18 protein-coding genes are annotated in these 19,297 nt (G+C 66.6%); 8 read left to right on the forward strand and 10 right to left on the reverse strand.

Annotated elements, in window-relative coordinates; all coding sequences use genetic code 11:
* Window positions 1-22: 22 nt before the first annotated feature.
* Genes RDV64_RS08800 through RDV64_RS08810 form a run of 3 tightly spaced genes read right to left on the reverse strand, consistent with a single transcriptional unit; the run spans window position 23 to window position 3,756 of the window.
* Window positions 23-1,210 carry a VWA domain-containing protein gene (locus RDV64_RS08800; RefSeq protein WP_309198900.1) on the reverse strand — a complete coding sequence of 396 codons (1,188 nt, stop codon included), beginning with the start codon at window positions 1,208-1,210 and terminating at the stop codon, window positions 23-25.
* Window positions 1,211-1,237: 27 nt separating this feature from the next.
* On the reverse strand, window positions 1,238-2,308 hold the full coding sequence (locus RDV64_RS08805) for a TIGR01620 family protein (protein WP_309198901.1): 1,071 nt from the start codon (window positions 2,306-2,308) through the stop codon (window positions 1,238-1,240).
* Window positions 2,305-3,756, reverse strand: a complete 1,452-nt coding sequence (locus RDV64_RS08810) for a YcjX family protein (protein WP_309198902.1) — start codon at window positions 3,754-3,756, stop codon at window positions 2,305-2,307. The genes RDV64_RS08805 and RDV64_RS08810 overlap by 4 nt, the downstream gene beginning before the upstream one ends.
* A 221-nt stretch (window positions 3,757-3,977) precedes the next feature.
* Here RDV64_RS08810 and RDV64_RS08815 point away from each other — a divergent pair, with 221 nt between their 5' ends.
* Window positions 3,978-4,862, forward strand: a complete 885-nt coding sequence (locus tag RDV64_RS08815) for a diacylglycerol kinase family protein (RefSeq protein WP_309198903.1) — start codon at window positions 3,978-3,980, stop codon at window positions 4,860-4,862.
* 50 nt (window positions 4,863-4,912) lie between these two features.
* Complete coding sequence (locus RDV64_RS08820; protein WP_309198904.1) at window positions 4,913-5,773, forward strand: metallophosphoesterase; 861 nt, start codon at window positions 4,913-4,915, stop codon at window positions 5,771-5,773.
* A 59-nt stretch (window positions 5,774-5,832) separates the two neighbouring features.
* Here RDV64_RS08820 and sdhA read toward each other — a convergent pair whose 3' ends face one another.
* Window positions 5,833-7,653, reverse strand: coding sequence for a succinate dehydrogenase flavoprotein subunit (gene sdhA / locus RDV64_RS08825; RefSeq protein ID WP_309198905.1), 1,821 nt, complete (start codon window positions 7,651-7,653; stop codon window positions 5,833-5,835).
* Window positions 7,654-7,877: 224 nt separating this feature from the next.
* Here sdhA and RDV64_RS08830 point away from each other — a divergent pair, with 224 nt between their 5' ends.
* Window positions 7,878-9,599: a methyl-accepting chemotaxis protein gene (locus RDV64_RS08830; RefSeq protein ID WP_309198906.1), complete on the forward strand. Its 1,722-nt coding sequence runs from the start codon at window positions 7,878-7,880 to the stop codon at window positions 9,597-9,599.
* 402 nt (window positions 9,600-10,001) lie between these two features.
* Here RDV64_RS08830 and sdhD read toward each other — a convergent pair whose 3' ends face one another.
* The 6 genes from sdhD to RDV64_RS08860 all read right to left on the reverse strand — a co-directional run bounded on the left by sdhD (window position 10,002) and on the right by RDV64_RS08860 (window position 14,302).
* Window positions 10,002-10,439, reverse strand: coding sequence for a succinate dehydrogenase, hydrophobic membrane anchor protein (gene sdhD / locus RDV64_RS08835; RefSeq protein WP_375143803.1), 438 nt, complete (start codon window positions 10,437-10,439; stop codon window positions 10,002-10,004).
* Between the two features lie 2 nt (window positions 10,440-10,441).
* Window positions 10,442-10,849, reverse strand: a complete 408-nt coding sequence (sdhC, locus tag RDV64_RS08840; protein WP_309198907.1) for a succinate dehydrogenase, cytochrome b556 subunit — start codon at window positions 10,847-10,849, stop codon at window positions 10,442-10,444.
* A 127-nt stretch (window positions 10,850-10,976) separates the two neighbouring features.
* Window positions 10,977-11,675 (reverse strand): L,D-transpeptidase, encoded by a 699-nt coding sequence (locus RDV64_RS08845; RefSeq protein ID WP_309198908.1) that lies wholly within the window; start codon window positions 11,673-11,675, stop codon window positions 10,977-10,979.
* A 77-nt stretch (window positions 11,676-11,752) separates the two neighbouring features.
* Complete coding sequence (locus RDV64_RS08850; RefSeq protein WP_309198909.1) at window positions 11,753-12,343, reverse strand: L,D-transpeptidase; 591 nt, start codon at window positions 12,341-12,343, stop codon at window positions 11,753-11,755.
* Window positions 12,344-12,491: 148 nt separating this feature from the next.
* Window positions 12,492-13,625 (reverse strand): alpha-D-ribose 1-methylphosphonate 5-triphosphate diphosphatase, encoded by a 1,134-nt coding sequence (locus RDV64_RS08855; protein ID WP_309198910.1) that lies wholly within the window; start codon window positions 13,623-13,625, stop codon window positions 12,492-12,494.
* 35 nt (window positions 13,626-13,660) lie between these two features.
* Window positions 13,661-14,302 (reverse strand): DUF1045 domain-containing protein, encoded by a 642-nt coding sequence (locus RDV64_RS08860; protein WP_309198911.1) that lies wholly within the window; start codon window positions 14,300-14,302, stop codon window positions 13,661-13,663.
* A gap of 169 nt (window positions 14,303-14,471) precedes the next feature.
* Here RDV64_RS08860 and RDV64_RS08865 point away from each other — a divergent pair, with 169 nt between their 5' ends.
* The 5 genes from RDV64_RS08865 to xdhA all read left to right on the forward strand — a co-directional run bounded on the left by RDV64_RS08865 (window position 14,472) and on the right by xdhA (window position 19,293).
* Window positions 14,472-15,539, forward strand: a complete 1,068-nt coding sequence (locus RDV64_RS08865; protein WP_309198912.1) for a bacteriorhodopsin — start codon at window positions 14,472-14,474, stop codon at window positions 15,537-15,539.
* Between the two features lie 132 nt (window positions 15,540-15,671).
* The gene (locus RDV64_RS08870) at window positions 15,672-16,646 is read left to right on the forward strand and encodes an ABC transporter substrate-binding protein (protein ID WP_309198913.1); all 975 of its coding nucleotides are present in this window, start codon (window positions 15,672-15,674) and stop codon (window positions 16,644-16,646) included.
* Window positions 16,647-16,715: 69 nt separating this feature from the next.
* The gene (locus RDV64_RS08875) at window positions 16,716-17,486 is read left to right on the forward strand and encodes an ABC transporter permease (RefSeq protein ID WP_309198914.1); all 771 of its coding nucleotides are present in this window, start codon (window positions 16,716-16,718) and stop codon (window positions 17,484-17,486) included.
* On the forward strand, window positions 17,456-17,827 hold the full coding sequence (gene uraH, locus RDV64_RS08880; protein WP_375143819.1) for a hydroxyisourate hydrolase: 372 nt from the start codon (window positions 17,456-17,458) through the stop codon (window positions 17,825-17,827). The genes RDV64_RS08875 and uraH overlap by 31 nt, the downstream gene beginning before the upstream one ends.
* Window positions 17,827-19,293, forward strand: a complete 1,467-nt coding sequence (xdhA, locus tag RDV64_RS08885) for a xanthine dehydrogenase small subunit (RefSeq protein WP_309198916.1) — start codon at window positions 17,827-17,829, stop codon at window positions 19,291-19,293. Before uraH ends, xdhA begins: the two co-directional genes overlap by 1 nt.
* The last annotated feature ends 4 nt before the right edge of the window (window positions 19,294-19,297 follow it).

The following is a 19,297-nucleotide window of genomic DNA, read 5'->3' on the forward strand; positions in this document are numbered from 1 at the left end:
GGTCTCCGGTTGGGGCCGGCGCTCAGCGGCGCAGGGCGTCGATTGTGGCGTCGAGGCCGGACAGACTCAACTCGAACATCCGGCGCTCCATGATCGACGCGATCATCTGGGTCGATTGTGTATAGCGCCACAGGTCCGCCCGCACGGGATTGATCCATGCCGCCTTGGGAAAATGGGCGAGAAGACGCTTCAGCCAGACTTCGCCGGGTTCGGTGTTCCAGTGCTCCACAGAGCCGCCGGGCATGGCAATTTCGTAGGGGCTCATGGCGGCATCGCCCACGATGACGAGGCGCGTGTCCGCAGGGAAGGTGCGGATGATGTCCTCGGTCGGCACCTGATCCACCCGCCGCCGGGCGTTCTCGCGCCAGAGCCCTTCGTAGACGCAGTTGTGGAAGTAGTAGTGCGTCAGCGAGCGGAATTCGGACCGTGCGGCGGAGAACAGCTCCTCGCAGACCTTGATGTGGTCGTCCATCGACCCGCCGATATCGAGGAGCAGCAGCACCTTGATGGCGTTCTGCCGCTCGCGCCGGGTCTTGACGTCGAGGTAGCCTTCGCGGGCGGTGGCGGCGATGGTCTCGTCGATGTCCAGCTCCTCGGTGGCGCCGGTGCGCGCCAGCTGCCTGAGCTTGCGCAAGGCGATGCGGATGGAGCGGGTGCCGATCTCGACGCTGTCGTCGAGGTCGCGGAACTCGCGCTTTTCCCACACTTTTACCGCGCGGCGGTGGCGGCCGGGGCCACCGATGCGGACGCCTTCGGGGTTGTATCCGCCATGGCCGAAGGGGCTGGTGCCGCCGGTGCCGATCCACTTGGAACCGCCCTGATGGCGGCCCTCCTGCTCGGCCAGCCGCTGGCGCAGCGTCTCCATCAGCTTGTCGAACCCGCCCAGCGCCTCAACCTTCGCCCGGTCCTCCTCGGACAGGAAGCGCTCGGCCAGAAGGCGCAGCCACTCTTCGGGGAGTTCGCGGGCGGCAACGTCTTCGCCGCCGTCCGGCGACAGCGCGTGGAGGCCCTTGAATACCTTGGCGAACACCCGGTCGAACGCGTCGATCTTCGTCTCGTCCTTGACGAGGATGGCGCGCGAGAGGTGGTAGAACGCCTCGATATCGGTCCCGGCGAGGCCCTTCTCCATGGCCTCCAGCAACGTGAGGTACTCGCGCAGGGAGACCGGCACTCCGGCGGCCCTCAGTTCCTCGAACAATGGTGTGAACATGGGTGCCGCCTTTATGCCCGTCCCACGCTAGCGTTCCTTGTCGCCAGGGGCGATGCGCGCGATTTCGGCGAGAATGTCGTTGACGCGGGGGCGGCGCGTTGCGGTGAATGGGAGCGGCCGCAGGACGTCGAGCGTGGCAAGGCCGAGCCTTGCCGTCATCAGGCCGTTGACGATGCCTTCCCCGAGCTTGGCCGACAGCTTCGCCGCGATCCCCTTGCCGATCACCTCGCCCACCATGGTGTCGCCCGCCGCCATGCCGCCGGTGACGGCAAGGTGCGCAATGGCGTGGCGCAGGACGCGGAAGAAGCCCAGCGTGCCGGGGCGGCCGCCATAGATGGTCGCGATGCGCCGCACCAGCGAAAGCGCGGCGAACAGGATGAACGCCACATCCACCAGTGCGCGCGGCGACAGGGCCGTCACCGCGGCAACCCGGCGGGAGGCGGACACGATTGCCCGCACCGCCTCGCGATCGAGCGGGTTCAGGATTTCGCGTTCGCCAAGGCCGATGAGGTCCCGCCCGTCGATGATCTCGCGCATGTGCGCCTTCATGGCATTGCGGCCGCGGGCGGTGGTGGGGCGGTCGCCATAAAGGTCGCCGAGATCTTCGAGGACGGCCATGGCGGCCTTGCGGTTGTCGGTCTCCACCGCCTTGTCGGCGCGGCGGCGAAGTCCCTCAACCTCTTTCAGCCGGCGGATGGCGAACCATTCGCGCAGGACCATGCCGAGGAGACCGACCACGGCCAGGACCGCGAGCCCCGCTGCAATGCCGCCCAGCACCGGGATGCGCGCAAACAGATCCTCGATGAAGGCGTAGAGCGAGATCGACAGCGCAAGGCCGGCAAGGGTGGAAACGCTGACCGTGAACAGCGTCAGGAAACTGAAGCGCTTCTTCTCACGCCTTGGCGGCTTGCCAGCGCGCACGGGCGCCAGCGCGGGCCCGGTCCCTCGCTGCGAGGAAGAGGCGCGCGGCGGTTCCTCGTCAAGCAGAGGCTCCGCTTCGAGCGCCGGGTCCGGCTCGAAGACGGGCTCCGGGTCGGGCGTGTGCGCATCGGGCTCGACATTGTCGAGGTCGAACACCTGGGGGCGGCGGCGGGTCATTGGAGGCGGTCTCCGATGAGATATTGCAACACGCGGTCGAGCCGGATGTGGGGGAGGGACAGCGTGACCCCCGCATTGTTGCGTTCGATCTGGCCGGGCCGGAAACGCAACGTCGACACACCATAGTCGTCATGGGTGCCGTCGAACACCTCTGCCGGATTGTCGGGCAGATCGCCGGGAAAGAGCCCCACTTCGGTATTTCCGTCGAAGGTGCGGGCGCCAAGCTTCTGGCCTGCCAGCGGGGTGCCGATGATTGTGGGCAGGGCAACGCCGTTCTGGCTGGCTGTGCCTTCGCGCGTGGCGCGCACTGCGGCCATGGCGGCGGTCTGGACATCGGTGCCGGCAAAGGCGGCCTTGGCGCTGGCCTCCTCCACCAGAGCGGCGAGGATCTTTTCCAGCTTGTCGTGGTCGGTGTGGTGGATGTGGTCGGCTTTGGTCGCGACGAACATGATCCGGTCGATCCGCCGGTCGATCAGGCTGCCCAGAAAGGTCAGCTTGCCGGTGCGGAAGCACGACAGCACGGAGATCAGCGCGCGGCGCAGTTCGTCCATCGCCTCCGGGCCGCCGTTGAGGGCGGACAGGATGTCGACCAGCACGATCTGCCGGTCCAGCCGTGCGAAGTGGTCGCGGAAAAAGGGCCGGACGACATGGGTCTTGTAGGCCTCGTAGCGGCGTTCCATCATCGCCCACAGCGAGCCTGGCGGGGCAATGCCCTCGGCCGGCACCGTCAGCGGTGCAAAGGTCAGCGCGGGGGAGCCTTCCATGTCGCCCGGCATCAGGAACCGGCCGGGGGGCAGGGACGCCAGCGCGTTGGGGTCGGCCCGAGCCGCCTTCAGGTACGCGGTGAAGATTTCCGCCAGGCGCGCGGCATTGCCGTCCGTGGCGGGGGAGAGCGGGTCCAGCTCCGCGGACAGCGCGACGAACTCTGCCGCCTCGCGCGGGCGGCGGGCCGCTTCCGCCGCAGCCTCGGCGCACCACTCGCGGAAGGAGAGGTGCATCAGCGGCAGGTCCAGCAGCCATTCGCCGGGATAGTCGATCAGGTCGAGGTGCAGCTTGCCGCGGCCGAGCTTGCGGTTGAACAGGCGCGCGCTCTCATACTCGATGGTGACGCGCAGCTCCGCGATCCGCTTGGTGGACTTGGGCCAGATGCGGTCCTCGCTCAGCGAGCGCACATGGTCTTCGTAGGGAAAGCGGGGCACCTCGTCGTCCGGCTGCGGGGCAAGGCTCGCCTTTGCCAGCCGGCCTTCCGCGTAGGGCGCAAACACCGGCAGCCGTCCGCCATGGATGAGGTTGTGCGCCAGCGCTGCCAGAAACACCGTCTTGCCGGAGCGCGACAGACCGGTGACGCCGAGGCGGAGCGTGGGTGCCATCATCTCGCGGGCACGCTCCTCCAGCACTGCGCCAGCAAGGCGCGCCTGTTCCTCGATGCGGCGCAAGCGCTCGCGCATGTGTCCTCCGGTCTTCGCTGATGTGGCCCTGCGGGCGAAATGGTTCCGGCAGTGTCCGGGCACGGCCGAACGCCCTAGGTAGGTGTGACGTACCAAAATTAACAGCTGCTTGGTGCGACGGGCGAACGAACGCCGCTCAGACGCGTTCAGTTACGATCGGGCCATTCCGGCCAAGATGTTGCATCGCTGCCGATGGCATTGAACAAGATTGTGGGGCGTTAGTGCCGTCGGCCGTTCTGATCGTCAATCGTGCATCCGGGTTCCATCTCACGTCTGGCGAAGCGCCGGACGAGATTGCCGGAAGCCTCCGCGCCGCCGGCATCGACGTGACGGTGCTGGAGGGCGACGTCGGCGAACAGATCGCGAAGAGCCGCGAGAGCGACGCCGACATGGTGATTGTCGACGGCGGTGACGGGACGATCAACGCCGTCATCACCGCCCATGCCGGTGGCGGCCGGCCGGTGGGCATCATCCCCGGCGGCACCATGAACCTGCTCGCCACGGACTTCGGCATTCCGGTCGACCGGGCTGCAGCGGTGCAGGTGATCGCGTCGGGCAAGACCCGGCCCATCGATGCCGGCGCCATTGACGGGCATCTCTTCTTGCATACCGCGCTGACGGGGCTGCCGGTGCGCATCGGCGTCCACCGCGAGCATCGGCGCGGCCGGCTCACGATCTTCGACAAGGTGTGGCTGGGCGTTCACGCGCTGGCGACCCTGGGGCGCGACCCCAAGCTGAAGCTGACGCTGGATGGCAAGGACACGGCATCGCTTGAAAGCGGCACCTTTGCTTTTCTTGTCGGAACGCTGAAAGAGGGGCAGATCCTGCCGCGTCCCGTGCGCCGGCTGTCGAGCGGCAAGCTCACCGCGCTCAGCCTCCACCCCAAGAGCGGGCTCGATCTGGCGCGCATTGTCGTCCGCGGCGCATTCGGCGACCTTGTGACCGACCCGGATGTGGATGCGCTGGTGATGGAGCGCGCGAACCTCAGCGGCCTGCGGCGGAAATCCCATGCGATGCTGGATGGCGAGAGCGTGTTTCTGAAGCTGCCCAGTGTTATCGAGGTGCGGCCCGCTGCCATCGAGGTGTTCGGCTCGCCAGACGATTGACCGGCGCCAGTCATGGCGCTGCCCAGCCTTCAGGAGGAGACATCGCAGCCATGACGGCGATTGCTCAGCTATCTGACATCCATTTCGGCTCCGAGAGCGACGGGGCCGCGGCACAACTGGTTGATGCGATCAACCGTGAGCCGCTGGACCTCGTCATTCTCAGCGGTGATCTCACGATGGCCGCGCGCCGGCGCGAGTTCGAGCTGGCGCGCGAGTTCATCGACGCGCTGAAGGCGCCGACATTCTGCGTGCCCGGGAACCACGACATCACGCCCTATCAGCTGGCCGAGCGCTTTGGTGCGCCCTACCGCCGATGGCGCAAATATGTCTCGGAGGAGCTGGAGCCGGTCTGGCAGAATACGGATGTGGCGGTGGTCGGGCTCAACACCGCAAGGCGAATGCGGTTGCAGCTGGACTGGTCGCACGGCACGGTCTCGCGCAAGCAGATCAGCCGGCTGGGCGGCCGCTTCGATGCGCTGGACGAGACCCCGTTCCGGATTGTGGTGGCCCACCATCCATTTCTGGCCGAGGAAACCGACGATCTCGGCGTCCGCCCCCGCGTGATGGTGAAGCGGGCGACCGAGGCTCTGGAAGCATTCTGCGATGCGCGGGTGGACCTTGTGCTGGCCGGCCACCTTCACCGCACCTACGCCGCGGCCTATGAGGGGGAGGACGTCCCCGCCCCTGAGACCGGCGTGACAGCGGGCGAAGTGCTGGCCGAGGCGGAGACCGCCCGCCACCGCGTGACCACCATTCAGGCGGGCACTGCGCTGTCCGCCCGCACCCGCGGCGAGGAAAACAGCTTCAACCGCATCGACATCGAGGATGGCGCAATGCGCGTCCACGCTGTGGTGCTGGGCGAGGATGGCTGGCGCCGCGCGGCGGTTCCGCTGGTGACTGTGTCGCGCTGAGGCGATTGTCCCGCAGGGGTGTCTGCGCCTGCCGCTGGTTGCGGCAGGCGCGTGACGCGTCAGTAAACGCGCTTGGCGGGCGCGATGTACTCGATCTGGTTTGACAGGGTGTAGGTGTGCACCGGCCGGTCCTCGATGCGGACTTTGTAGTCGTCGTCGAGGTAGGCGAGGGTGTGCTTCATCCAGTTCGCATCGTCGCGCTCCGGATAGTCCTCGCGGGCATGGGCGCCGCGGGATTCGGGGCGGTTGAGCGCCGAGTCCATGGTGACGACGGCCTGGCCGATCAGGTTGTCGAACTCCAGCGTCTCGATGAGGTCGGTGTTCCAGATCATCGTCTTGTCGGTGACGTTGATGTCGCCGATGCCGCCGGCCACCTTGTGGATCAGCGTGTGGCCCTCTTCCAGCACCTCGCCGGTGCGGAACACGGCGCAGTTGTTCTGCATCGTCTTCTGCATCTCGTCACGCAGCTGTGCGGTGGGGGTGCCGCCTGTGGCGTGGCGGAACTTGTCGAGCCGCGCCAGCGCAGGCTCGTCGGCGCCCTTGGGCATGGGGGGCAGGCTCTCGCCCTTGGTGATGGTGTCGGCGCAGCGCTGCGCCGTGGCGCGGCCGAACACCACAAGGTCGATCAGCGAGTTGGAGCCGAGGCGGTTGGCGCCGTGGACGGAGACGCACGCCGCCTCGCCGATCGCCATCAGGCCGGGGACCACGGTGTCGGGGTTGCCGTCAACCTTGGTCAGCACCTCGCCGTGGAAGTTGGTCGGGATGCCGCCCATGTTGTAGTGCACCGTCGGCAGCACCGGGATCGGCTCCTTCGTCACGTCGACGCCTGCGAAGATGCGCGCGGATTCCGAGATGCCGGGCAGCCGCTCGTGCAGGATCGCCGGGTCGAGGTGTTCGAGGTGCAGGTGGATGTGGTCGGAATTCTTGCCGACACCGCGGCCTTCGCGGATCTCCACCGTCATCGAGCGGGACACCACGTCGCGGGAGGCGAGGTCCTTGGCGGAGGGAGCGTAGCGCTCCATGAAGCGCTCACCGTCGGAGTTGGTGAGGTAGCCGCCTTCGCCGCGCGAGCCTTCGGTGATCAGGCAGCCGGCGCCGTAGATGCCGGTGGGGTGGAACTGCACGAACTCCATGTCCTGCAGCGGCAGGCCGGCGCGCAGCACCATGGCGTTGCCGTCGCCGGTGCAGGTGTGCGCCGAGGTGCAGGAGAAGTAGGCGCGGCCGTAGCCGCCGGTGGCGAGGATGGTCTTGTGGGAGCGGAAGCGGTGGATGGTGCCGTCTTCCAGGCACATGGCGATCACGCCGATGCACTTGCCCTCGTCCATGATGAGGTCGAGCGCGAAATACTCGATGAAGAACTCGGCCGAATGGCGGAGCGACTGGCCGTACAGCGTGTGGAGGATGGCGTGCCCGGTGCGGTCCGCCGCGGCGCAGGTGCGCTGCGCGGTGCCCTTGCCGTAGTTGGTGGTCATGCCGCCGAACGGGCGCTGGTAGATCTTGCCCTCTTCGGTCCGGCTGAAGGGGACGCCCCAGTGCTCCAGCTCGTACACGGCTTCCGGCGCGTTGCGGCAGAGATACTCGATGGCGTCCTGGTCGCCCAGCCAGTCCGACCCCTTCACGGTGTCGTACATGTGCCAGCGCCAGTCGTCCTGGCCCATGTTGCCGAGCGCTGCCGAGATGCCGCCCTGGGCGGCCACGGTGTGCGAGCGGGTGGGGAAGACCTTGGTGATGCAGGCCGTGCGCAGCCCAGCCTCGGCGCAGCCGACCACCGCGCGAAGGCCTGAGCCGCCGGCACCGACGACGACAACGTCGTACTCGTGGTCGGTCACCTCGTAGGCCGGGCCTGCCTTGTGCTGCCCGTTTCCGTTCGCGTTCGCCATATCGTCAGAACCTCATAACCCGCATCGGCCGCATGGTCGCGCCGGCCGAAGGCCCGCGACGCGGCGCGTTAGACTTACACCACATTCAATCTGGTGCCACCACGCGATGGCGCGGAAGTGGCGCGACATGCAGCCTCAAGCGAGCAAGAGGCCATCCGCAAGGCGCGCTCAAGACAACAATGCCACTTTCCGGCGATTGAGCCAATCCTAAGGACCGACCTCCCATGCTGAGCAAGCTCACCATCGGCCAGAAATTCGCGCTGCTGATCGCGATCAGCACGATGTGCACCGGAGGGCTTGTGATGACGCTCCTCCCCGCGGTGTTCGATTTCGCGGTTTCCCTCAAGGTCGAGCAGGTGCGCACCATCACCGAGGCCGCCAGGAACGCCGGCGTCATGCTGAAGGAAAAGGCCGACGCCGGCGAGATCACTGAGGACGAGGCGCGCGAGCGGTTCTACGACCTCTTGAATGCCATGTGGTACGACAACCGCACGGAATACGTCTTCGCGACGGACTACGAAGGGAGGCTCGTCGTCAACCCGGCCAGCCCCAACATTGTCGGCACCAACCGGACCGATGTCGAGGACATCAACGGTTACGCCTACATCAAGGAGATGCTCCGCCTTGCCACGGAGGAGGGCGGCGGCCGGGTCGACTACATGCGTGTGAAGGCCGGCGGCGACACGCCGGTCCAGAAGGTTTCATATGTGACAGCGGTCGAGCCGTTCGGCCTTTTTGTCGGCACCGGCCTCTACCTTGACCGGTTGCAGGCCGATTTTGCAGGCTTCCGCAACATGGCGATCGCGATGACGCTGGGTGGTCTCGTCATTGTCATGATCTTCGGCTGGATCATCGCGATGCACATCAAGATTCCGGCGCAGAACCTTGCCCAAATGCTCGAGCAGCTGGCCGACGGCGCCAAGGTGGAAGACAGCACCTACGGCAACCGCCGCGACGCGATCGGCAAGATTGCACGGGCCTTTTCCAAGTTGCGCGAGGCGATGGCCGAACGGGCTGCGCTGCAGGAGGCGCAAATCGCCGAAAAGGCAAAGCGGGATGCAGCGCTGCGCACGGCAATGCTGGACATGGCCGATGCGCTGGAAAACAACGTGGGCCGCGAGATCACCGCCATGCGCGGTGAGGCGACCGGCATGGCGGACCGCTCCCAGGCGCTGTCCGCTCTGGCCGAACGGATGCGCGCCACCGCCGACGACACGTTTGCCGCCTGTGAATTGACCGATTCCAGCGTCCAGAGCGTCGCGGCTGCCACGGAGGAGCTGTCCGCCAGTTCGGCGGAGATTGGCCGGCAGGTCGCGGAGACGGCGCGGATCTCCAAGGATACGGTCGACGCAGCGGCAGCGGCCTCGCGCTCGATGAAGGCGCTGGCCGAGGCCAGCGACAGCATCACCGCCGTGGTCAAGCTGATCACCGACATTGCGGGGCAGACCAACCTTCTGGCGCTGAACGCAACCATTGAGGCGGCCCGTGCCGGCGAGGCTGGTCGCGGCTTCTCCATCGTGGCGCAGGAGGTGAAGCATCTTGCAGATCAGACGGCAGATGCCACGGGGCGCATCGGCCAGCAGGTGCAGTCCATCCTTAGCGGCACCACCGCCAGTGTGACCTCCATCGAGGGGATTTATGCGCGGGTGGAAGCCGTTTCCGAGCACGCCAGCGCCATGGCGACGCAGGTTGACGAGCAGAACAGCGCCATCACCGAAATTGCCCGCACGTTGCAGACGGTCTCCCAGTCGACCAACCATGTCAGCCAGACGATGACGAAGATGCGTCAGGAAGCCGAAAGCACCGGCGACGCGGTGGAAGAGATGCAGCTTGCATCGACCACGCTCACCAGCCGCAGCGGCACGGTAAACACCGCCGTACACGACTTTCTGGAAGAGCTCCGGTCTAGCGATAACGACAACACCAGACAGAAGGCTGCTCGCTGACACCGCGGTCTGACCGCCCGCCTGGGCGAGCGGTGACGGGCGCACCGGGCGAGCGCGTTATTTGCAAGCGGGCGACGACCCTTCGTCGACCGCTCCGGGAAGCGCCCTTGCGATGAGAATGACAGGTTGCAACCTCACCGGGTGTGGGGCAGCGGCCTGTCATTGCGTTTGGCTGATGCTTCCTGCTGTGGCGTCTGGTGTGTGTGCGGTATCCGGCTGAAATCGCAATTCGGATCATGCGGCCGGCCCGTGCGAAGGTCGTCGCGGCGCGGCCACCGCGGTGCTCTGCCGGGTTGGGCGCCGTGTCAGGTGCACAACGCACATAGAAAAATAGCGGGCCAACGCGGCCCGCTATTTTTGCTTGGGTCAGAGCCGGCGCGGGATGGGCGCGCCGGAGGGGCTTCAGCTGCTCGCGACGATCTGGGTCAGCGCAATGCGCGCGATGGCCCACAGGCCGGTGGCGCCGAGAAGCGCGGCAAGGAAGGTGTTGCCGATGAGAAGCAGCATCTTCGCGCCTTCGGCGTGCACATAGTCTTCCACCACAACCTGAATGCCGAGGCGAAGGTGGATGCAGACCGAGATGATGGCAAGCGCCAGGGGAACCGCCACGAACGGGTTGCCCACCAGCGCGATGGCCTCGGGGTAGGGGCGGCCGGCGAGTGCGATGGCCACACCGGTCAGCACCAGAATCAAAATGGCATTGGCAATGCCGGTGACGCGCTGGCGGATGAAGTGCGTGGTGCCCTCATGGGCGGAGCCGAGATGGCGGATGGTCTTCAGCGAGGTGCGGTGCATGCCGTGCATCTCGCCGGGCTTGTGGTTCTGGATGGGCGAACGCATGGCTAGAACACCTCGACGAGGACGATGAGGGTCCACATGATGATGGTCAGCAAGATGGAGCCGACGAGAGTCATCTGCGACAGCGTGTAGCGCACTTCGCCGAAGCCGTGCCCGGTGTCCCAGATGAAGTGGCGCAGGCCGCCCAGCATGTGATGGATCATCGACCAGGTGAACGCCACCAGCACGATCCGCCCGAACCAGGACCCGTAGAGGCCGCTCATGGTGTTGAACGCCTCTGGACCCATCGCGATGGATGTGAGGTAGGCGATGACGAGCACCAGCCCGCCGATGTTCATGATTCCCGTCATCCGGTGCATGATCGACATGACCATGGTGACGATGGGGCGATAGATCGAAAGGTGCGGGGAGAGCGGGCGCGCCCGCCGCTGAGCCCCGTCCACGTTGGCCATAGCGAAGTCCCGAATTAGAGTCTCTCCAGAAGACCTACAGCCTCAGCCCGGCAAACGCAAAGCCGTCGATGCCGCGATGGCGGCATTTCCGGTCAAATGCCCCATCGAAGCCTGTCCCCGATCAGGCCTACGCAAGCCTCGGGGCGCTGGGCGGGCGCACGATCACGCGGGTGCCATTGGGAACACGTTCGTAAAGGTCGATGACGTCCTGATTGAGGAGGCGGACGCAGCCGGACGACACGGCATGGCCGATGGATTTCGCCTCCATGGTGCCGTGCAGGCGATAGAGCGTGTCCGCCTTGCCCTGGAAAAGGTAGAGCGCGCGGGCGCCAAGCGGATTATCGAGGCCGGGGGCCATCCCGTCTCGAAATTCTTCCAGCGACGGGTCGCGCGCGATCATTTCGGCCGGCGGCGTCCAGGTCGGCCATTTGCGCTTGAACGGAATGCGGGCATCGCCGTTCCAGGTGAAACCCTGCCGGCCGAGGCCGACGCCGTAGCGCATGGCGGTCCCGCCGGGCTGGGTGAAATAGAGGTAGAATGTTGCGGTATCGACAACGATGGTGCCGGGCGCCTCGCCGGTGGGATTGCTGACCTCGCGGCGCCAGAATTGCGGCGGCACCTGCGCGATGTCGGCGGCGGGCAACGGGAATTCCTCGTTCGGGCGCGGGCCGTACATGGCGCGCACGTCGGGCGGAACGAAAACCGGAGCGGCGGCGCGGGGGCGCATGGCCACCTGGCGCTGGACGACCACAGTCGGATCGGCGGTGGTACAGCCCGCCAGCGCCGCCGCGCCGGCGGAAACGAGGAAGGAACGACGGTCGATCATTCAGGACGCCCTCAGGGTACAGTACGAAAAAAAGCGGCGCATGGTGGGTTGCGCCTCAGGACAGGAGTGGCGTGCGGCTATTGCACGTAAACGCGCGCGCCGACGCGGACGCGGGCATATAGATCCTTGACGTGGTCGTTCACAAGCCGGATGCACCCGTTCGACACGGCACGCCCGACGCTTGCGGGATTGTTGGTGCCGTGGATGCGGTACATGGTGTCCCGGCTGCCCTTGTAGAGGTAGAGCGCGCGGGCGCCGAGCGGGTTGTTCGGCCCGCCGGGCACACCGCCGGCATATTTTGCATATTTGTCCGGCTCGCGGCGCACCATGTTCTTTGTCGGCGTCCAGCTCGGCCACTCCGCCTTGCGGCCGATCCGGCCGTTGCCGCGGAAGGCGCGCCCGGCCTTGCCCACCGCAATCACGTATTCGCGTGCCTGCCCGCCGTCCATGACGAGATAGAGCCGCTTTGCACCGGTATCGACAACCACGGACCCGGCACGCGCACGGCCGCGATACGGCACCACCTTGGGGTTGGGCACATTGAAGCGCGGCGGCTCGATGAACCCGGAGAATGCGCCAAGGCTTCCTACGGCAGCAAGGCCGGTGAGGACAGCGCGGCGGCTGAGCCTTTTGTCAGTCCCCGGCTGGGGGAAAACAGGGTCGGTCATCGCAAACACCTTGAACGTCGATACTGGAACAGAGGCACGGGAACCTGGCCGGAAAAGGCTGACCATTCCCCTAATCATGAACCACTATGCCGTATCGAGCATGATCAAGCGGTAAACTTGTCGTGTTCGCCGCATCATCATGCAAGCGTCAGGCGATGCGCACGCCGCCGCGCCATACGCTGCGCACCACAGGCACGGCACCTGGCGCTGCCCGATTGACCCGCACCAGGTCGGCGCGCAGGCCGGTCGCGATCGTTCCGCGGTCGGTCATTCCAATGGCGCCGGCCGGGTTGGCACTGACCGTGGCAATTGCGGCGGGCAGCGACCAGCCTCCGCGTTCGCCAAGCATGAATGCGCCCTGCAGCATGGAAAAGGGCACATAGTCCGACGATACAATGTCGAGCATGTTGCGGTCTGCCAGCTCACCGGCTGACACGTTGCCCGAGTGGGACCCGCCGCGCACCAGGTTGGGGCCGCCCATCAGCACCTGCATGCCGGCAGCGCGGGATGCCTGTGCCGCTTCGGGCGTGGTGGGGAATTCGGCAATCCGGACACCGTCGCGCACGGCTTCGGCCACATGCGCTGCGGTGGCGTCATCGTGGCTGGCGAGGACCAGCCCGCGGGCGTTGGCGCGGGCGGCGAGCGCCTTGCGGTTCCCGTCGGACCAGCGCGCGGCCGATGCCCGTCGCTCGGCCTGAAAATCCTCGAACACGGCGTCCGACATCCCGCTCTTGCGCTGGAAATAGCGCCTGTAGGCCTCCAGCGAGCGGAACTGGCGCTGGCCCGGCGTGTGGTCCATCAGCGAGACGAGGGCGATGTTCTCCAGATCTTCGAACAGGTCGAAGCCGGGCTCTGAGTTCTTGTTGGACACTTCGCAGCGAAGATGAAACCGGTGCTCGGCGCGCAGGCGCCCGGAATCCTGTGCCTCGGTGATCGCGTCGGCCAGCGCGCGCGATTCCTTCGACGTCAGCCCGCCATCTTCATCCAGCCCCACAGGCAGGGCATCGAGGACGGTGGTGATGCCGGAAACGGCAATCTGCGCGTCGTGGGCCTGGATTGCGGCTTCGGTGTTCCAGCGCACGCCGGGGCGCGGGGCGATGTGGGTCTGCAGATGATCGGTGTGGAGTTCGACCAGCCCGGGAATGAGAAGGTCGCCGTCAAGATCCTCCCCGGTCCCGGCGCGGCCTTCGCCGATGGCCGTGATGAGGCCACCCTCGGTCACGACATGGCCTTTGAGGACCTTGTCGGCGAGGACGATCTTGGCGTTGTCGAAAACGGGCACGGGCGGGGATCCGGTAAAATCTCGGGGGGAGGGGCCTAGAGCGACAGGACGTTGAAGGGACCGCCTGCCTCGGCTTCGGAGAAGAGGGCGAAACGAAGCGGCTGCGGCGGGCCGATGAAGCTGGCAAAATGTGCCTGCGCAGCGGCGTCCACCTCTGGCAGCGCGGCGCTGTCCACCGGGCCGGACAGCGTCATGTGGAACACATAGCGCTCCATCACGAAATTATAGCCCCATGTGTCCAGAAGTGCGCGGCCGCGGTCGTCCATCCGCTCGGGCTGGCGCCGGGCACGGTCTTCTGCCGTGAGGGGCGCGCGAAACGGCTCGAACGCATGAAGCGCAGCCTCGGAAAGGGACGCGAGCGGCGCGTTGTCGGCGGCCACAAGCGCGATGAAGCGCGACAGACGCGCTGCCTGAAGCGGAACCTCTACCGTGCCGAGATGTGCGGCAAACGCGCAAAAGGCGGTGATGAGCTCCGCCTCGGAAGCGCCTTGCGCCAGGCGGAAAGGCGCGCGCATTGTGGCGTGGAAGCCGTAGCGTGCGGGAACGGAAGCGTTTGCTGCCGTCGGCGCCTGCGCGGGCTCATCGGTACCGCTGAAGGGCGAGCGGCCGAGCCAGCGGGCCGCCGCCTTGCACAGCGGCGTTTCGGGCGGTGGGGTGAGGTAGATGGCGTAGCGCACGTCCAGCGGTCTTTCGGTGCGAGCGAACCATTCGGCTCGGCAGCGTGTTGAACACAACAAGGCCCGATTTGCCGGGCCGTCATAATGCGAGGATCACAGTGCTCCCATACGGTCGTGGCTCCCTGCCTTCAACCCGGCATCGTTTCCGCCAGATGTTCAGGATGCCGCGATGACTGCGATCCTCTGGCTTGTCTGTGCCGCATCCGCCGCGTTGACGCTGGCGATCCTGTTTCTGGGCGGGTTCGGCACCACGCGGCAGGCGGCCCGAACCGTTGCCTATACAGGTGCCGCCGGTGCGACCGCCGCCGCCTATGCGCTGATGGCAACCGGTATCGGCGCAACCGTTGAGGAAACCGGCGCGCCGGTGGAGATGGCCGTGTTCGGCGCCTGGCTGGTGTCGACCCCGCTGGTGCTGGTGGGTCTTGCGCTCACCGCAACGCCCGTCGGCCACAAGACCATTGGTGAGACGGCGGCGCTGGTTTTTGCCGGCGCTGCGATGGTGGTGGCGTTCGCCATCGGCACGCTCGTCAGCGGCCTTGCCGCCTGGGTCTGGTTTGTGGTGGGCATTGCTGCGCTTGGCGCTGCGCTCCTCCTTTTGTGGGGGCCGCTCAAGGAAAATTCCGAGGACGGTCACCCCGTTCGCGAGCAGCTTTACATGCGCCATGCCGGTGTCTTGTCCGGTCTTCTGCTGCTTTATCCGCTGGTCTTCCTGCTTTCGCCGCATTTTGGCGGAGCGATCGGCTTTGGGGCGATGGCAGTGCTGTTGGCGGCGCTCGATTTTGGCAGCCGCGCCGCCTTCGGCCTCCTCGTGGTGCTGGAGGACGACAATCTGCTGGCCGCAGAAGCGCAGGAGCGGGGCTGGGACCCGCGGCGCGACGCGGCCGCCGTCCGTCCCGGCATGGCAACGCCGGGCGCGGCTGCGCCCCAAATGGCCACCGCTCCTTCGCTGCGTGACAGGATGCTGGCCCGCTACCATGAGAGCGAGGCGCAGCTGGCGGCGGCGACCCGGCTGCGTGGCGGGCTGGACCGGGTTCGCGCCGTGGGGCGGGATCAGGTCCGCCGTGCCATCGGCCCTGCCCGGCGACCGGCGCCGCGCCCGCCCGAGCCCGTACGCCGCCGCAAGCCTTCCGGCGGCCTGTGGCGAACGCCGTTCGGCCCGCTGCAGCGCACGGACATTGTGCCGGTGGCCGCCGTTGCCACCGCGTTGCTGTTGATCGCCCGGCAACGCAAGGACTGAGAGGCCGCGGCGCGATTTCTCTGACATGGCTGCCGGTTTGCGGCATAACCATTGCAAGCATTCTCGCTAATTAATGTTGCAAGGGAGAGCTATTCAGTGTTTCGCACGCTTCTCGCGGCCACGGCGATTGCCATGGCGACGCCACTTGCTGCACAGGACCTCACCCCGGTTCGCTTCTCGCTGGACTGGAAGTTCGAGGGGCCGTCGGCGCCCTTTTTCGTCGCGATCGACAACGGCTACTTCGCGGACGAAGGGCTCGACGTCACAATCGATTCGGGCGCCGGTTCGCGCGAATCCATCCCCCGCGTCGCCACCGGCGCCTACGAGATGGGGTTCGGCGACGTCAACGCGCTGGTGAAATTCCTTGCCGATCAGCCGGACGCCGCGGTGGAGGCCGTCTACATGATGTACGACAAGCCGCCATTTGCGGTGATCGGCCGCAGGACCCAGGGCGTCACCGAAGATCCCAGATCGCTGGAAGGCAAGACGCTGGGCGCCCCTCCACCGGACGCCGCGTTTGCGCAGTGGGCCGCGTTCAAGGATGCCGCCGGGATCGACAGCAGCGCGATCAAGATCGAATCCGTAGGGTTCCCGGTTCGCGAGCCGATGCTGGCGCAAGGGCAGGTGGACGCGATTTTCGGTTTCTCGTTCTCCTCGGTCCTCAACCTCCTCGCGCAGGGCGTGCCGGCCGATGACATCGTGACCATCATGATGGCCGACAACGGGCTCGACCTCTACGGCAATGCCGTGCTGGTCAACACCGAATGGTCGGCGGAAAACCCCGAGGCGGTGTCGGGCTTTGTCAACGCGCTGGTAAAGGGCGTGCAATTCACCGTCGCGAACCCCGAGGAGGCGGTGAAGTCGGTGCTGAGCCGCAACAACATCGCATCAGAGGAGACGGAGACCGCGCGGCTCAAAATGGCGATCGACGACAATATCGTGACGGAAGCCACCGAGACCGACGGGCTCGGCGCAGTGAACCCGGAGCGGCTGACCGCCTCCATCAAGCAGCTGCAGACCTCGTTCGACATGCCGTCTCCGCCGGACGCGGCGCGGGTTTTCGACCCACAATACCTGCCGCCGCTGGAAGCACGCCTTCCCAACTAGCCTCTTGCCGGCGGGCCGCGGCGGACGCGCCCGCCGGCATCGTTCGGGCGCAACCTTTCAGGAGGCACGATGGCCGTTGCGATCGGCAAGGAGCGCGCGGCGCCCTTCATCTACGCTGCCGCGTTGATCCTGCTTTGGGAAGCGGCGGTCAGGATCGGCGACATGCCGGTATATATCCTGCCGGCACCGACGGCGATTTCGGCGTCCATCGTCCAATACTGGCCGGCCATCTGGCAAAACGCGCTGGTCACGCTGTGGACCACGGTTGCGGGCTTCGGCCTTGCGGTGGTGTTCGGCCTGGCACTGGGGCTGCTGGTGGGCTGGTCGCGCTCCATCTATGCGGGGCTTTATCCGCTGATGGTCGGCTTCAACTCCATTCCCAAGGTGGCGGTGGTGCCGATCCTCGTCATCTGGTTCGGCATCGGCACGGTCCCGGCCATCATCACGGCGTTTCTCATCGCATTCTTTCCCGTGGTGGTGAACGTGGCGACGGGGCTTGCCACCATCGAGCCCGAAACCGAAGACGTTCTCCGCGCCCTTGGCGCCAACAAGTGGGACGTGATGACCAAGATCGGCATCCCGCGCGCGATGCCGTATTTCTTCGGCTCCCTGAAGGTGGCGATCACCCTGGCGTTCGTCGGCTCGGTGGTGTCGGAGACCATTGCGGCCAATGCGGGGCTTGGGCACATGATGCTGGCGGCGCAGTCTCAGTTCAACGTACCGTTGGTCTTCGCGGGGCTCGTTGCGCTCGCTGTGGAGGGGATTGTTATGTACGCTGTGATGGCCGAGATCGAGAAGCGCACCACGGGCTGGGCCCGGCGCGGGCAGAACCGGCAGTGACCGGCCGTCTCACCACGCATGTGCTCGACACGGCGCACGGCACGCCGGCCGCGGGCATTGCCGTCACCCTGTGCGACAGTGCGGGCAACGAGATTGCGCGCAGCACTACCAACGCCGACGGGCGGCTCGACGCGCCGATCCTCGAAGGCGAAGCCTTCAAGCCCGGCGCCTATGTGCTGGAATTTGCGGCAGGGGACTATTTCCGCAAGCTGGGGCTGAACCTTGGCGACCCGGCCTTTCTGGACACGGTGGTGATTGCGTTCGGCATTGCCGACGAGACGCATTATCATGTGCCGCTGCTTGTCTCGCCCTATGGCTACACGACCTACCGGGGGAGTTGATGGAAGACGCGATCCGCCTCGTTCTGAACGGTACCCCGGTGCGCATTGCCGATGCGCCGCCAACGCTGACGCTGCTGGAATGGCTGCGCGGCAAGGGGCTGACGGGGACGAAGGAGGGTTGCGCCGAGGGCGACTGCGGGGCCTGCACCGTCGCTGTGCAGCGCGCTGGCGCGGGCGGGCTTGAAACACGGGCACTCAACGCCTGCATCATGCCGCTCGCCATGGCGCACGGGGCCAGCATTGTCACCGTGGAGGGGATCGCCAGCGCGGAGGGCAACGGTGACCCGCACCCGATCCAGCGCGAGATGGCGGCACGCCACGCCTCCCAGTGCGGCTTCTGCACGCCGGGTTTCGTGATGAGCCTGTGGGCGCGCCCCGAGGACGCCGCCACCGACCGGCAGGCGCTGGAAGACCGTCTTGCCGGCAACCTTTGCCGCTGCACGGGGTATGGCCCGATCCTGGACGCTGCGGCCGTGTCAGCACCGGAGACGGACGCGGCGCGCGACAGGGAAGCGGAGGCGGCCCTTGCCGCATCGCTCGGCGCAATCGGCCCGCTCGACATGCGCGTGGATGGCCGCCGGATCATCGTTCCGCATGACGAGGCGAGCTTTGCCGATGCCGTCGCCGAACACCCGGATGCCCGGATCATCGCCGGGGCGACCGACGTGGGCCTCTGGATCACCAAGCGCCTTTACGATCCCGCAACGGTGATCTTCGCCGGCGAGGTGGGTGAGCTGAAGACCATCGCAGTCGAGGGTGATGCGCTCATGGTTGGCGCTGCGGTCACCCACGCGCAATTTGCGCGGACCGTTGAAGAGATGGCGCCGCCGCTGGGCGAGATGATGCGGCGGTTCGGCGGCCTTCAGGTGCGCAGTGCCGGGACGGTGGGCGGCAACATCGCCAACGGCTCGCCCATCGGAGACCTGCCGCCCGCAATGATCGCGGCCGGCGCGACGCTTTCCATCGGCAAGGCCGGATCGTGCCGCAGCATGGCGCTGGAAGACTACTTCATCGACTACGGCAAGCAGGCACGCGATCCGGGCGAATATGTCCGCAGCCTTTGCGTGCCTCTGGACGGCCTGTCCCGGCTCACCTGCCACAAGGTCTCCAAGCGGTTCGACAGCGATATTTCGGCCGTGCTGGCCGCCTTCGCGCTGTGGGTGGAGGACGGTGTCGTGCAAAAGGCGCGCATTGCATTCGGCGGCATGGCGGCGACGCCGCGCCGCGCCCCTCGCGCGGAGGCCGCACTTATCGGCCATCGCTACGACGAGACTGCGGTGCGCAATGCACAGGCCGCGCTGGCCGAAGATTTCACGCCGATCAGCGACATGCGCGCGTCCGCTACCTACCGGATGCGTGTGGCGCAGAACCTCCTAATGCGGGACTTTCTGGAGCGGACAGAGCCCGAAACGCGAACGCGGCTTGCTGGCGGTGCGGTGGCCCGGCTTGCAGGTCGGGCAGCATGAGGCG

The organism is Acuticoccus sp. MNP-M23 (assembly GCF_031195445.1).
In the GTDB taxonomy this organism is placed as follows: domain Bacteria; phylum Pseudomonadota; class Alphaproteobacteria; order Rhizobiales; family Amorphaceae; genus Acuticoccus.